The 12,083-nt window shown below is 71.5% G+C and carries 22 protein-coding genes; 19 read left to right on the top strand and 3 right to left on the bottom strand.

Going from position 1 to position 12,083, the window contains the following annotated elements:
• Nucleotides 1-130: 130 nt before the first annotated feature.
• Nucleotides 131-487, bottom strand: a complete 357-nt coding sequence (locus G5V59_RS03575) for a hypothetical protein (protein WP_278255625.1) — start codon at nt 485-487, stop codon at nt 131-133.
• Nucleotides 488-527: 40 nt separating this feature from the next.
• Between G5V59_RS03575 and G5V59_RS03570 the strand changes: the two genes are divergently transcribed.
• From G5V59_RS03570 to G5V59_RS03520, 11 genes are all read left to right on the top strand, one after another.
• Nucleotides 528-923 (top strand): site-specific DNA-methyltransferase, encoded by a 396-nt coding sequence (locus G5V59_RS03570; protein WP_278255624.1) that lies wholly within the window; start codon nt 528-530, stop codon nt 921-923.
• A 39-nt stretch (nt 924-962) separates the two neighbouring features.
• Nucleotides 963-1,307, top strand: a complete 345-nt coding sequence (locus G5V59_RS03565) for a hypothetical protein (protein WP_278255623.1) — start codon at nt 963-965, stop codon at nt 1,305-1,307.
• Nucleotides 1,300-1,437: a hypothetical protein gene (locus G5V59_RS03560; protein WP_278255622.1), complete on the top strand. Its 138-nt coding sequence runs from the start codon at nt 1,300-1,302 to the stop codon at nt 1,435-1,437. The genes G5V59_RS03565 and G5V59_RS03560 overlap by 8 nt, the downstream gene beginning before the upstream one ends.
• Nucleotides 1,438-1,534: 97 nt before the next feature.
• A complete protein-coding gene (locus G5V59_RS03555) occupies nt 1,535-2,050 on the top strand; it encodes a RusA family crossover junction endodeoxyribonuclease (RefSeq protein ID WP_278255621.1) in 516 nt (171 codons plus the stop codon).
• Entirely contained in the window at nt 2,050-2,820 is a 771-nt protein-coding gene (locus G5V59_RS03550; RefSeq protein WP_278255620.1) for a hypothetical protein, read from the top strand. Before G5V59_RS03555 ends, G5V59_RS03550 begins: the two co-directional genes overlap by 1 nt.
• Nucleotides 2,821-2,852: 32 nt before the next feature.
• Nucleotides 2,853-3,158: a WhiB family transcriptional regulator gene (locus G5V59_RS03545; RefSeq protein ID WP_278259613.1), complete on the top strand. Its 306-nt coding sequence runs from the start codon at nt 2,853-2,855 to the stop codon at nt 3,156-3,158.
• Nucleotides 3,155-3,859, top strand: a complete 705-nt coding sequence (locus G5V59_RS03540; RefSeq protein ID WP_278255619.1) for a hypothetical protein — start codon at nt 3,155-3,157, stop codon at nt 3,857-3,859. Before G5V59_RS03545 ends, G5V59_RS03540 begins: the two co-directional genes overlap by 4 nt.
• Nucleotides 3,856-4,062, top strand: coding sequence for a hypothetical protein (locus G5V59_RS03535; protein ID WP_278255618.1), 207 nt, complete (start codon nt 3,856-3,858; stop codon nt 4,060-4,062). Before G5V59_RS03540 ends, G5V59_RS03535 begins: the two co-directional genes overlap by 4 nt.
• Complete coding sequence (locus tag G5V59_RS03530; RefSeq protein WP_278255617.1) at nt 4,059-4,334, top strand: hypothetical protein; 276 nt, start codon at nt 4,059-4,061, stop codon at nt 4,332-4,334. Before G5V59_RS03535 ends, G5V59_RS03530 begins: the two co-directional genes overlap by 4 nt.
• Nucleotides 4,288-5,460, top strand: coding sequence for a DnaB-like helicase N-terminal domain-containing protein (locus G5V59_RS03525; protein WP_278255616.1), 1,173 nt, complete (start codon nt 4,288-4,290; stop codon nt 5,458-5,460). The genes G5V59_RS03530 and G5V59_RS03525 overlap by 47 nt, the downstream gene beginning before the upstream one ends.
• A 156-nt stretch (nt 5,461-5,616) precedes the next feature.
• The gene (locus G5V59_RS03520) at nt 5,617-6,255 is read left to right on the top strand and encodes a hypothetical protein (protein ID WP_278255615.1); all 639 of its coding nucleotides are present in this window, start codon (nt 5,617-5,619) and stop codon (nt 6,253-6,255) included.
• Nucleotides 6,256-6,380: 125 nt separating this feature from the next.
• On the opposite strand, the gene G5V59_RS03515 is transcribed toward G5V59_RS03520, so the two are convergent.
• Nucleotides 6,381-6,776, bottom strand: a complete 396-nt coding sequence (locus G5V59_RS03515) for a hypothetical protein (RefSeq protein ID WP_278255614.1) — start codon at nt 6,774-6,776, stop codon at nt 6,381-6,383.
• Nucleotides 6,777-6,818: 42 nt separating this feature from the next.
• On the opposite strand from G5V59_RS03515, the gene G5V59_RS03510 reads away from it, so the two are divergent.
• The 5 genes from G5V59_RS03510 (at nt 6,819) to G5V59_RS03490 (ending at nt 9,183) form a co-directional block, all read left to right on the top strand.
• Nucleotides 6,819-7,160, top strand: a complete 342-nt coding sequence (locus G5V59_RS03510; RefSeq protein WP_278255613.1) for a hypothetical protein — start codon at nt 6,819-6,821, stop codon at nt 7,158-7,160.
• Between the two features lie 243 nt (nt 7,161-7,403).
• Nucleotides 7,404-7,796, top strand: coding sequence for a hypothetical protein (locus G5V59_RS03505; RefSeq protein WP_278255612.1), 393 nt, complete (start codon nt 7,404-7,406; stop codon nt 7,794-7,796).
• Nucleotides 7,786-8,022 (top strand): hypothetical protein, encoded by a 237-nt coding sequence (locus G5V59_RS03500; protein WP_278255611.1) that lies wholly within the window; start codon nt 7,786-7,788, stop codon nt 8,020-8,022. Before G5V59_RS03505 ends, G5V59_RS03500 begins: the two co-directional genes overlap by 11 nt.
• Nucleotides 8,015-8,542: a hypothetical protein gene (locus G5V59_RS03495; protein ID WP_278255610.1), complete on the top strand. Its 528-nt coding sequence runs from the start codon at nt 8,015-8,017 to the stop codon at nt 8,540-8,542. The genes G5V59_RS03500 and G5V59_RS03495 overlap by 8 nt, the downstream gene beginning before the upstream one ends.
• A 125-nt stretch (nt 8,543-8,667) precedes the next feature.
• A complete protein-coding gene (locus G5V59_RS03490; RefSeq protein WP_278255609.1) occupies nt 8,668-9,183 on the top strand; it encodes a hypothetical protein in 516 nt (171 codons plus the stop codon).
• Nucleotides 9,184-9,270: 87 nt separating this feature from the next.
• Here the strand turns inward: G5V59_RS03490 and G5V59_RS03485 are convergent, their stop codons facing one another.
• A complete protein-coding gene (locus tag G5V59_RS03485; protein WP_278255608.1) occupies nt 9,271-9,534 on the bottom strand; it encodes a hypothetical protein in 264 nt (87 codons plus the stop codon).
• A gap of 319 nt (nt 9,535-9,853) precedes the next feature.
• On the opposite strand from G5V59_RS03485, the gene G5V59_RS03480 reads away from it, so the two are divergent.
• Genes G5V59_RS03480 through G5V59_RS03470 form a run of 3 tightly spaced genes read left to right on the top strand, consistent with a single transcriptional unit; the run spans nt 9,854 to nt 11,976 of the window.
• Complete coding sequence (locus G5V59_RS03480; RefSeq protein WP_278255607.1) at nt 9,854-10,159, top strand: hypothetical protein; 306 nt, start codon at nt 9,854-9,856, stop codon at nt 10,157-10,159.
• On the top strand, nt 10,156-11,394 hold the full coding sequence (locus G5V59_RS03475; protein WP_278255606.1) for a hypothetical protein: 1,239 nt from the start codon (nt 10,156-10,158) through the stop codon (nt 11,392-11,394). The genes G5V59_RS03480 and G5V59_RS03475 overlap by 4 nt, the downstream gene beginning before the upstream one ends.
• Nucleotides 11,395-11,412: 18 nt before the next feature.
• Nucleotides 11,413-11,976, top strand: a complete 564-nt coding sequence (locus tag G5V59_RS03470; RefSeq protein ID WP_278255605.1) for a hypothetical protein — start codon at nt 11,413-11,415, stop codon at nt 11,974-11,976.
• Nucleotides 11,977-12,083: the final 107 nt, after the last annotated feature.

Genomic DNA, 12,083 nt, shown 5'->3' with positions numbered 1-12,083 from the left:
CAAGCCGGGCGGCCACCTCGTAGCCTTCGGCGGTTCCCGAACCTGGCACCGACTTGCCGTTGCGATCGAGGACGGCGGCTTCGAGATCCGCGACTCCATCGCCTGGCTCTACGGCTCCGGCTTCCCGAAGTCACTCGACGTCTCCAAGGCGATCGACAAGGCGGCTGGCGCCGAGCGGGAGGTCGTCGGCCGCAAGACCGGTCGCGCAGGCCAGCCGCGGACCGACATGCGCGGCGGCAATTACGCCAACCCGGACGCCGGCCGGCACCTCGACCTCTCGGCGATCACCGTACCCGCCACGCCCGACGCTGAGCGGTGGGAAGGCTGGGGCACCGCACTCAAGCCCGCCTTCGAGCCGATCGTCGTCGCCCGCAAGCCCCTCGCCGGCACCGTCGCGGCCAACGTCCTCGCCCACGGCACCGGGGCGCTCAACATTGACGGCTGCCGGATCGAGGGTGAAGACGCCCCCGCCGGTCGCTTGCGTCACGGCGGAGGGTCTGCGCACTCAGCCAGCATGTCGGGTCCGCTTGACCCGGAGGTGCGTCCCGCTTCACCTGCTGGCCGCTGGCCGGCGAACGTCGTGCTCGACAAGCACCAGGCCGTCGTGCTCGACGAGCAGAGCGGCGAGTCCCGCTTCTTCTACGTCGCCAAGGCCAGGCTCCGACGAGCGCCCCCGCGTGGACGGCGTCGCCCACCCCACCGTCAAGCCGCTCGACCTCATGCGCTGGCTCGTCCGGCTCATCACCCCGCCCGGCGGTGTCGTCCTGGAGCCGTTCGCAGGATCCGGCACGACGGTCGAGGCGGCCCTGCTGGAGGGCTTCCGCTGCGTCGCTATCGAGCGGGAGGCCGAGTACCTCCCGCTCATCGAGGCCCGCATCGCCCGCCGCCGCGACCCCGTCCGCGCCGTGCAGGCTCGCCGGTGACGACGCTGGTCTATTCGGCCTGTTCGAGGCAGGTGCCTGATGCCGTCCCTCGCCCCCGAGAAGCGCGCCGCCGGCACCTGGGCACCCCACCCCAACGACCTCCCGCCACTCCCCCGCCCCGACCAGACCCACTACGGCCCCAAGCCGGCCCCCGACCCCGAGACCACCGGCATCGCCACCACCCACGAAGGCGGCGGCACCGTCACCACCTGCCGCGTCTGCGGCTGGCTCCGCTTCCACGACACCGACCAGGACGCCACCCGCATCGCCGCCGAGCACACCTGCCGCCGCGGCGACCGCTGCCACGCCTGCGGCCCGCCGTACCGCCTCGGCAAGGACGGCTGCCCCCACCTCAACACCACCAAGGAGACCGCCGGTGTGTGACCACCACCTCGCCGACGACCCCACCGGCCTCCCCTGCACCCGCACGGACCCGCACACCCCCGGGCGCGGCTGCACCTACATCTCCACCAGCGCGACGGACGACCGGCACACCGAAGGCGGCCACGGATGACCGCCCTCCTCCTCACCGCCGGCTGCTTCCTCGCCGTCCTCGCCACCGCCCTCATCAACCACCACCTCGACCGCACCACCAGGAAGGACCGGCGACCGTGACCAACCCCCTCACCGTCCACGTCATCGGGACCCCCGTCCAGCAGGGCTCCAAGGTCGCCAACCGCTTCGGCGGCGGCGTCCGTGACTCGAACGCCGCCAAGCTCCGACCCTGGCGCGCCGAGGTCGCAGGCAGCGTCGCCGCCGTCATGCAGCACACCGGGTGGGCCACCCTCGACGGGCCCATCGACGTCACCCTCGCCTTCTTCCACCAGCGCCCGAGCAGCCACTACGGCACCGGACGCAACGCGGGCGTCCTCAAGGCGTCCGCACCCAGGCTGGAAGGCCACGGCGCCCGACATCGACAAAGCCTGACCCGCGCGATCCTCGACGCCCTCACCGACAGCCGGGCCATCCGCGACGACGCCCGGGTCGCGCGCCTCACCGTCGAGGACCGCTGGGCCGACGCTGCGACCGGCGTACGCATCACCGTCGCGCCGCTGACCGACACCCCGGCACCGCCCGCACCCTCGCCGGCCGACGCCGCATCCTCTCCCGAAGGAGCGCTGTTCTGATGCCCACCGGCACCACCACCGAGGCCCAGGCCACCGGCCTCGTCGCCATGCCCGTCGACCACATCCACCCCTCGCCGAACAACCCCCGCGAGCAGACTCGACGACATCGACGACCTCGCGAACTCCATCCGCGAGAACGGCCTCATCCAGCCCCTCGTCGCGCAGCGCATCCCCGGCCAGCCCGGCGTACAGATCGTGGCCGGCCACCGCCGGTACGCCGCGATCAAGCACCTCGGCTGGACCAGAGTCCCGGTCATCGTGCGCCGCGACATGCTCCCCGACGAGGAGCCTACTCGCCATGCTCGTCGAGAACGGCCAGCGCTCTTCCCTCGACCCGATCGAGGAAGCACGCGCGCTCAACCGCCTCAAGTCCGCCGGCTTCTCCGACACCGACATCGCCCGCAAGGTCGGCCGCTCCGTCGCCACCGTCAGGAGCCGCCTGCAGGCTCCTCGACCTCCCCGAAGACGAGCAGGAAGAGGTCCGCGCCGGGCATTCCACCATCTCCCACGCACTCGGCCAGGTCCGCGCCGCACGCGCGGCCGCCCGACGGGCCAGGAACCCCGTCGCTCGGCCCATCGGCCGCCCGAAGGGTGCCAAGACGACCCCATATTTCAGCAAGGCCCACCCCCTCGCCAAGGCCGTCCGGGCAGCCTGCGACCACCGCGGCCGGCCCAAGGTCGGCGAGGTCGGCTGCGGTCCATGCTGGGAATCCGCGATCCGCGACGACGACCGCACCAACCGCGCCTCGACCGAGCAGGCAGGTGCGTGATGGCCACCCCACGACGCGACCTCAACGCCCTCATGGCCGGCACCCGTGGCCGCGACGTCCTGAACCTCCTCGCACCGCCGGAGTGGACCCGCGACGCGCTGTGCGCACAGGTCGACCCCGACATCTTCTTCCCCGGCAAGGGTGACTCGTCCGCCGCAGCCAAGCGGATCTGCGGAAGGTGCACGGTCACCGCGGAATGCCTCGCCTACGCACTGGCCTACGAGTCAGGCGAGAACGGCACCCAGACCTCCTACGGCACCGTCGGGATCTACGGCGCAACCTCTCCCCGGCAGCGCCGCAAGATCCTGAAGCAGCGCCGCGATGAGGACGCTGCATGAGCCCCATCGACCCCCGCCACGGCACCTACGCAGGTGGCCGAATCCACCGCGCCGACGACGAACCCGTCTGCACCCCCTGCCGCCGAGCAGAGGCACGCTACGAGCAGGAGCGAATCCTCGACGCCCTCACGGGCCGGCCCCGTCGCCTCCACGCCATCGGCACCCAGCGACGCCTCCAAGCCCTCGTCGCACTCGGGCACACCTTCACCCGCATCGCCGAAGGGCTCGACATGTCCCCCTCCGGGGCTCACCGGCTGGCTACCCGCCCCCGGTCCTACGTTCGCGCCACCACCGCCGCCAAGGTCGACGCGCTGTACGAGGCCTGGTCCATGTCTCTCCCCCCGAGCAGCACCTCCACCGAGCGCAAGGCCGCGGCGTACGCCCGAGGCATCGCCCAGAAGCACTCGTGGCCGCCGCCGCTCGCGTGGGAGGGCATCGACATCGACGACCCCGACGCCGTCGCGGACCCCGGTGGCGTCGACGACGACGTCGACCCCGTGGTCGTCCAGCGGATCCTCGCCGGCGACCACACCCCCGCTCACGCCGCGACCCCCGCTGAGCGACACCTCGTCGTCACCGCCTGGGAGACCACCGGCCGCCCCCTGCGCGCCCTCATCGACCTCACCGGCTGGAAGCCCGAGCGCTACCGAACCCCCAGCAGCAACCACACCACCAACACCGAGGAGAACACAGCAGCATGACCACCACAGCCAAGATCGCCGCCAAGGGCACCAACAACACCGGCTTCACCGAAGAGCCTTGCCAAGCGCTGCCACGACTCCCTCGGCAAGAAGGTCCTCGCCGTCGTCGAGTCTCGTCGCCGAGACCCGCTCCGAGCGCCGCGACGGCGACGAGTCCGTCGTCCTGTCCATCCTCACCCTCGAGCCCGCCCCCAACACCATGACTGAGGAGCACCTCCGCGAGCTCGCCCGCTCCTTCCACTACGAGCGCCGGCTCGAGTCCGGCGAGGCCCCCACCCTCCCCCCTCGCCGGCGAGAGCACCGAGCCCAACCTCGTCGACGTCCTCCGCGCCGGCGCCCAGCACGAGCCCCATCCCTTCATCTCCGCCGGCCTCGCCGTCGACGACAACCCCGTCTGCGACGTCTGCGGGAAGCACGAGGGCGCCGCCGTGCACGCCGACCGGACCGCGCTGAAGGACCCCTTCGCCGCGGTTGAGCCGGACGAGGACGAGGCGGACGACCAGGACGACGACGAGGCGGACGACCAGGACGACGACGAGGCGGACGAGGCCGACGAGCACGAGGACCACGACCAGCACGGCAGCCACCTCAAGCCCGTCAGGCTGACAGACCACCTGGCCTGGGGTCAACGGCGCGCACGCGACCCACGCCGAAGGACGACCCACGACCCGGCGCCTTTCCCGGAGAGGCGTACCTGCCCCAGGCCAGGCACCACCCCACCACCACGCAGCACCACCACCACGTCCACCCCGCAACCGGCAGGGAGCACCCAGCACGTGACCACCGACGGACCCACCCCCCGTCCGCCCCACCTGCACGCCGTACCCCACGACGAGCAGCCCCCGTACGACCCTGCCTACGACACCCCCCGCGACACCCGCACCCCCGTCCAGAACAACGCCGCCGAACAAGCCCTCCTCGGCGCCCTCCTCACCGCCGGCACCCTCGCCCCCGACCTCCGCCCCCACCTCGCCGCCAACGACTTCTGGCGCCCCCACCACGGCACCATCTGGGACGCCATCCACACCGTCCACGACACCGGCACCACCCCCGACATGATCACCGTCGGCCAGCACCTCCTCGCCACCGGCGAACTCCAGCGCATCGGCGGCCCCGGCTACCTCCAAGACCTCATGGCCGCCTGCCCCCACCCCGGCCAAGCCACCACCTACGCCGCCGCCGTCCGCAACGCCTCCCGACTCCGCGAAGTCCAGACCCTCGGCACCCGCTTCCACCAGGCTCGCCACCACCGCAGCCGACGAGACCACCCTCACCCGCAACATCGAACAGGCCTACGAAGACCTCGAACACGTCGTCACCCGCTGGGGACCCACCACCCCCGGCACCGCCACCGGCTTCGTCGACCTCGCCTGGCTCAACGGCGGCACCCCACCCGTCATCGACCCACCCACCATCTGCGTCCGCACCGACGGCCACGGCCTCTTCTACGCCGGCAAGGTCAACGGCATCTTCGGCGACCCCGAGGGCGCAAAGACATGGCTCGCCCAAGCCGCGATCGTCGAGCAGGCTCGCCGCCGGCGGCACCGCCGCCATGGTCGACGTCGACCACAACGGGCCCCAACACACCGCGGCCAGGCTGAAGCCTGCTCGGCGCCCGCCTCGATGTCCTCGCCGACCCCACCCGGTTCCGCTACTACCAACCCGACGACCCCGCCGAACTCCGCGCCGCCATCGACGACATCGTCCGCCACACCCCCACCGTCGTACTCATCGACTCCATCGGCGAAGCGATCCCGATGTACGGCGCCAACACCAACGACGGCGACGAGATCACCAACGCCATGAGGTTCCTCTGCACCCGCCCCGCCGACGCCGGCTCCTGCGTCATCACCATCGACCACCTCCCCAAGTCCGCCGAAGCCCGCACCACCGGGTACGCCATCGGCTCCATCGCGAAGAAGCGCATGATCCGCGGGTCTTACCTCCGCGCCGAGCCGACGTCGCGACCGGCCCCCGGGCAGGCTCGGCCGGGTGACCCTCCGCATCGAGAAGGACACCGCCGGCGAGTCTCCGCAAGACGTCCGGCGGCGGGTACGCCGGCACCTTCCTGCTCGATTCCCGCGAGTCTGAGACCCACGGCGTCACCCGGTGGTCGGTGGAGCCTGCAGGCCATGCCGAAGAACGACGACGGGACCTTCCGCCCCACCGAGTACATGGAGCGGATCTCCCGCTACGTCGAGGACAACGACCAGTGCTCCGGCCGCGACATCCAGGAAGCCTGCACCGGCTCCGGCAAGGGCACCACGAAGTTCGTCCGCGACGCCCTCCGGCTCCTCATTCACGAGGGCTTCATCACCACCATCCCCGGCCCTCGCAACGCCATCCTCCACCACTCCGTCATGCACTACCGGAAGGACGAAGACGACCATGCCTGACCCCACGCATAACACCCCCGCGAGTGCGTCTCTGAGTGCGTCTTTGAGTGCGTCTTTCGAGGCCTCCGGGGCACCCGCGAGTCGAGTGCGTCCCCCGTCCCCCTCCACTACGTGGGGGGACGCACTCAGCGAGCCCCGCGCGACCGCGTCCCCCCCAGTGCGTCTCCGACCCCCTCGACGAGGGTGCTGGACCCCTTGGTCAGGAGCCGTCGTCCGAGACCCCATGGGCGGTGCGTGTGGAGTCGATCCGGCGCCGTCATCGCCTGCTGCCGTTGCGGGGTGCGAGTCTGGGATCTCGGTGAGGTGCTCGCGGCGTACGACGTGCTCGTCGAGCAAGCCTGGTCGAGGTACGGGCGAATCGGGATCGGCTGGCACACGAGGTCGCCCAGCAGCGCGCCGAGTCTGGCGGACCTGCACAGCCGGATTGGGTGCGTCCTCGAGGCGACGTCCATGGACCGGCCGTACGACACCCGGCTCGCTGCGATCCGCCAGATGTGCGACCTCACGACGAACGGCTTCACGCCGGCTAGCACCACCTCACCCACCACCGAAGGAGCCTGACCATGCCCGACACCCTCGCCACCAATACCGGGACCTCGCCGACCTACGCGCCGATGCCCAAGGCGCCTGACGGGTTCGTGGAGTGCCGCGTTGGCGCCATGCGTGCCGGCGACAACCGCCAGATCACCCACCTCGTGCTGCTCGACAGCGAAGGGAGCAACGGCGGCCGGCCGACCATGTGCAGGCTGACGCGCTTCGACACACGCGACCCGAAGACCGGGCGCATCATGCTCTCGGCCGACCTCCCGGGCTGGTCGATGGGCGGCGGCGGCGTGATGGGACCGCGCGTCGAGCAGGTCGAGTGCCCGGACTGCTGGGCGCGGATCGGGGAGGTGACCCGATGAGCAGCCTGCACGCCGCCCTGACCGCGCAGGTGCACGAGTGGGCGATGGACGAGCGCGGCCCCCGCTGGGTCGTCAACCGTCTGACCACGCTCCTGGCCGAGCACGCGCCCACCTCGGAGCCGACCCTGACCGAGGACGAGGTAGTCGAGGGCGACGCGAGCACGTGCAGCCTGCGGTCACACCCGGTTGGTGCACGGCGAGGCGATCGGCTGCCGGTCCTGTCTGTGCATGGCTGGCCCCTCGGTGCGCGAGGCACCGGCGCACCCGAAGTTCGAGGCGTTCAAGGCGCGCCACCTGGAGAACCCGACGGTCCGCGTGGCCTACGAGGAGATCAGGGCGCGCCGGGACGCGGAAGATGCCGAGGTCGCCGCCCTCCGGCAGCAGGTGGACGACCTGAGGGCCATCGCCGAGTCCGGGCACGGCTCCTACGTCCGGCAGGGCTTGGTGCGGTCGCTCTTGGGGGCCGCTCCCACCCCGCCCGCCCGAGACCCGTGGGGCGGCCTCTGCCCCAACGGATGCGGTGAGCCCGGCCCGCACTTCGTCCCGCCGTCTCTGGGCGATCGCGGGTTCTTCACCTGCGCCCCCGCCGCCCCGCCCACCACTGACGCCGAGGAGGCGCGCACCGATGACCACTGAACCTCTCGCGCCGAGGCTGCAGGGCCTTGACCTGTTCGAGGTCTACGAGGCGAACGGAGCCCTCCTGCTCGTTTCGTCGTCGTTGCCCGACGATCTCGACCCGACCGACCGCATCTACATCCGACCGTGGGCGACCAGCGCCCCTGCCCGCGGGCGCGAGAACCGCACCCGACTCCCCGCCGACCTGCCTGTCCCGACCACGGGCGAGGAGGAGCGCGATGGGTGACCTGGATCCCGCCCTAGTCGAGAAGGCCGTCGAGGCGCTGACGGCCGAACGTTGCACCGAGCCCGACTGCGACCTGACCGACGACCGCTGCCCCTACGTCGACCACTGGCCCGCCGACGAGCGCGACCTCTACCGCAACGGCGACTGGAAGTCGTTCGAGGAGCGGGCGGGAGCACTCGACGAGCTCCGCCGAGGGAAGCGTGCCCGCGCCGTGCTGGACGCCGTCGTGCCCGCGGTCCGGGAGGCGGAACGCGACGTCTGGGTCGAGCGGCTCGCTGCTCTCTGCGACGACGACTGGCTGCGACAGCGGGACCGCGCGATGGATCTCCACGGCACCAAGACCCACGGCTGGGTCCGCCGCGGCTCGTCGGCGTGGGAGGCAGCCGCCAATCAGGTCCGCGCTGTGCTCAACGAGCTCGCGGACTACGAGGAGCGCTGGTGCAACACGCACGCCGCGTACATGCGCTGGATGACGGGCGGTCGCGACTTGGGCGAGCAGCAGCGAGAGGAGCAGGGCTGATGAAGCGACCCACCGAGGAGCGGTTGTTCTTGATCGAGCCTGATGGGGATGGCGATCGCGCTGGGTGTGCTGATCGGGATCCTCACGGAGGTGATCCGATGACAACGCCCCAAACCGAACGCACCATGCTCGACCGGCTCAACGTCCGGTACGGCGGCAGAATCAGCAACGGCGGATGGACCGGCCCGAAATACCTCCGCGCCGAGCACATCCCGATCGGCCTCCAGCTGCGCCGGCACCGGATCTGCGACTACATCGCGACATCGATGCACCGCACCCAGTGGCGTCACGACGGCGGCCACGCGCAGGCACCCGTCTTCCACGGTCACGAGGTCAAGGTCTCCCGGTCGGACTGGCTGACCGAGTCCCGTGACCCCAGCAAGGCCGAGACCTTCCGCCCGCACATGCACTACTGGTGGCTCGTCGCAGCCGACAAGGCGATCGTCCGCGACGACCTCCCCGAGGGCTGGGGCCTGATGGTGCCCCACGGACGGACGCTGCGAGTCGTCGTACCGGCGGCGTTGCGGCAGCACCCGTCGCCGATGGACCAGGGCCTCCAAGGCGCCCTGCTGCGGGCAACGGCAACGACCGAAGCGCGCCTGGCGATGCGGCAGCGAGAGGTGGCCGGCGATGGGCGCTGAGGAGAACACGCAGGTGGACCAGCACGCTGAGGGGCACAGCGGACGTTCGTGGCCTACGGCAGGAGGTGACGCCGGGACCGCGTCTTCCTACACGTCGGCGGGGAGTTGCCGGCCGTGCTTGAGCCACCGCGTCTTGGTCCACCGCAGCGCCCGGGCACTCACCACTCGCATCGTGAGCAGCCCGCCACCGATACCGACGACCACCGCTACTGCGGTTCCCAGCCACCAAGGCACGTCGGGCGCGCCGAGCCGCTCGAACGGACGCACCTCGAAGACGAAGCCCAGCAACACCGCGCCTGCCAAGGCCACGTTGAACAGCGAGAACATCTCCCGCACGATGCGATCGCGCATGAAGTCTCGCGTCCGTGCCTGCTCTTCGACGTCGGCTGTTGGATCGACGGGTCCGGCAGGACTGAACTCGATGAGCGACGCCTCGATATGGGCGCGCAGGGCGTTCCCTCCAGGACCGGCCTTGAACTCCTGGGGGAGCGACTCCCACAGGGCCAGGTTGGCCTTGATGGTGCGCCGGCCCCAGGATCCCCGGCCCTCGACGAGGACGTCGAGCAGGCTTCAGGAGCACGGCGCCGACGAAGGTGGCCAGCCCGCTGATGGCAATCCACATGCCCGCGACCGTACCGACGACGAGCCGCCAAACCTGGGAGGCCGCACGATGACCAAGAAGAAGCCCACCCCCGACCGGCCGCCGTGCGACCGCTGCGGGCAGGTCCACACCAAGTGCACCGCCCACAACCGCGAAGGCAACCCCTGCGGCCGGTACGCCGTCCCCGGCCTGACCGTCTGCTACCGCCACGGCGGCGGCGAACTCGAAGGCCCGGGAGGCCGGCGCCCGCAAGGAGGCCGACCGCAAGGCCCAGGAGCAGATCGACAAGGCTCTGGCCCGGCCTCGCCCGCCAGACCCCCATCACCGACCCCGTCGACCTCCTCGCCCGCACCGCGGCCGCGCTCGAGCAGATGACCGAGACCGTCGGGAAGCGGATCAACGACAACAACACCGCGGTGGCCGCGGGCAAGGACATGACCCAGATGCGGGCCGAGGTCGTGCTCCTCGACCGGCTCCTCGACAAGTCTGCTGAAGGCCAGCGAGGGCATGGCCCGCCTCGGGATCGCGGAGCGGCACGTCGAGCTGGAGCGCGCCCGCGCCGGTCTGGTCACCTCGGCGTTCCGGGCGGCGCTCGTGGTGCTCTCGGAGCGGGTCACGCTGCTGCCGGCGGACCGGGACCTGGTGCTGCGGGAGTTCCTCGACCGCCTCAGCCCGGGAGCGGCGGGTACGACGGCGGTCGGGGAGGTGACGGCATGACCTGCGACGAGGACTGGGACCAGACTCGACGACGGCACCGTCCCCGTCGTACTGATCTTCAGCGAGACTCGACGACACCCACGCCGTCCCACCCTGCATCGCCGATCCCGACTGCGCCTCCAACGACCACATGCTCTGCTGCCCCGCCGCACCCCACGCCGACCCGCCGCCCACCCTCAGCACCGTCCCCACCAGCACCGAGGAGCACCCGTGACCGACACCAAGACCCCCGCCTGCCACTACGACCGCGCCCTCCGCTACCGCGTGACCCGCCGCCACGCCGACACCTGCCCGGACGACGCCACCTGCCCCGGCACCAACGGCTGCGAGCCCTGCGACCAGCGCCACTGCTCGATCTGCGGCCGCGAGCACACCACCCACGCCCAGCCCCAGACCTGCCCCGAGTGCCAGGGCAAGATCGACGACGACCTCACCGACATCGAGAGCGCCCACGCCCTCCTCGCCACCCACGCCGTCGACGCCGCCGACCACGGCCAACTCGTCGCCGCAGCCCCCATCCCCGGCGGCGACGCCCAGGTCCTCATCGGCCCCACCGTCCGCCTCGACCTCGTCCGCGCCTCCCGCACCCTCCGAGACGACCACCGCCGCAGCGACCCGCTCCCCCCCCGCTCGCCGTGCTCGCCCAGTGGGAGGACCTCTACCGAGCCTGGCTCGGCCACAACCGCGGCCGCCGCGCCACCATCGGCTCCGCGATCGACTACCTCCGCACCCAGGCTGCCCTACATCGCCCAGCGCACAGACGGCCCCGACTTCCTCGCCTTCACCCGCCAGGTACGCCGGATCCGCGCCGGCATCGACGCCGTCCTCCACGACGAGCGCGAGCCCGAGCGCGGGGTCGAGTGCTTCGAGTGCGGCGACCGAACCGTCCGTAGGTTCCGCGACGCCCGCCGGTGCCGCCACCGCACCCAGGCACGCCGCAACCTCCAGGCCTGGATGCGCCGCCGCGCGGCCGCGCAGGACTGGCTCCGCACCCTCGCGTCGTACCCCGAGCTCGGCGACGTCCGCATCGACGAGCTCCGCGCGGCCGACGCACCGCCGGCGACCCTCATCGCCGACGCACGGAAGCCGTGCGCGGCCTGCACCAAGGCGTGGAAGGACACCCAGGGTGGACTCGACGACCCGCGGCACGGCCGATCGTGGGAGTGCCCGGGCTGCCGGAAGGAGTACTCCGCGGCGGAATACGCCACCGCGGTCCGCGCCTCCCTGGTCAACGGCATCGACGGTTCAGGCTGGTGCACCCTGCAGGCAGCCGGCGACGCGGCCGCCGACATCACCGGCCGGCCGGTCTCAGCGGCGATGATCCGGGTGTGGATCGGCCGAGGCGACGACATCGCGATCTGCTGCTGGTGGAAGGAAGGTGCGCGAGCCTGGCGTCCAGGCTCGTGTTCTGGCCCGACGTGCTGCAGCGGGCGACGGAGGTTCGCTCGCGGCCCTCCCGGAGCGCGACGGCGTGAGGCCGATGCGTCCCTTTCTCGCAGAGCTCGTTGCTGTAGGCTGTGGGAGGTGTTATATTTCCTCTTGAACCCGTGTCTCTTCAGCCAGGCTGAGCACGGGTTCCGTG

It is taken from the genome of Nocardioides convexus (assembly GCF_011090295.1).
This window is presented reverse-complemented; position numbering and strand designations above follow the sequence as displayed.

Bases quoted from the DNA above. Each gene is read 5' to 3' on its own strand.
- G5V59_RS03480 (WP_278255607.1), top strand. From the start codon at position 9,854: ATGACCAAGAAGAAGCCCACCCCCGACCGGCCGCCGTGCGACCGCTGC.
- G5V59_RS03485 (WP_278255608.1), bottom strand. From the start codon at position 9,534: ATGCGCGATCGCATCGTGCGGGAGATGTTCTCGCTGTTCAACGTGGCC.
- G5V59_RS03535 (WP_278255618.1), top strand. From the start codon at position 3,856: ATGACCACCACAGCCAAGATCGCCGCCAAGGGCACCAACAACACCGGC.
- G5V59_RS03500 (WP_278255611.1), top strand. From the start codon at position 7,786: ATGACCACTGAACCTCTCGCGCCGAGGCTGCAGGGCCTTGACCTGTTC.
- G5V59_RS03550 (WP_278255620.1), top strand. From the start codon at position 2,050: ATGCCCACCGGCACCACCACCGAGGCCCAGGCCACCGGCCTCGTCGCC.
- G5V59_RS03545 (WP_278259613.1), top strand. From the start codon at position 2,853: ATGGCCGGCACCCGTGGCCGCGACGTCCTGAACCTCCTCGCACCGCCG.
- G5V59_RS03495 (WP_278255610.1), top strand. From the start codon at position 8,015: ATGGGTGACCTGGATCCCGCCCTAGTCGAGAAGGCCGTCGAGGCGCTG.
- G5V59_RS03565 (WP_278255623.1), top strand. From the start codon at position 963: ATGCCGTCCCTCGCCCCCGAGAAGCGCGCCGCCGGCACCTGGGCACCC.
- G5V59_RS03540 (WP_278255619.1), top strand. From the start codon at position 3,155: ATGAGCCCCATCGACCCCCGCCACGGCACCTACGCAGGTGGCCGAATC.
- G5V59_RS03530 (WP_278255617.1), top strand. From the start codon at position 4,059: ATGACTGAGGAGCACCTCCGCGAGCTCGCCCGCTCCTTCCACTACGAG.
- G5V59_RS03520 (WP_278255615.1), top strand. From the start codon at position 5,617: ATGTACGGCGCCAACACCAACGACGGCGACGAGATCACCAACGCCATG.
- G5V59_RS03475 (WP_278255606.1), top strand. From the start codon at position 10,156: ATGACCGAGACCGTCGGGAAGCGGATCAACGACAACAACACCGCGGTG.
- G5V59_RS03510 (WP_278255613.1), top strand. From the start codon at position 6,819: ATGCCCGACACCCTCGCCACCAATACCGGGACCTCGCCGACCTACGCG.
- G5V59_RS03490 (WP_278255609.1), top strand. From the start codon at position 8,668: ATGCTCGACCGGCTCAACGTCCGGTACGGCGGCAGAATCAGCAACGGC.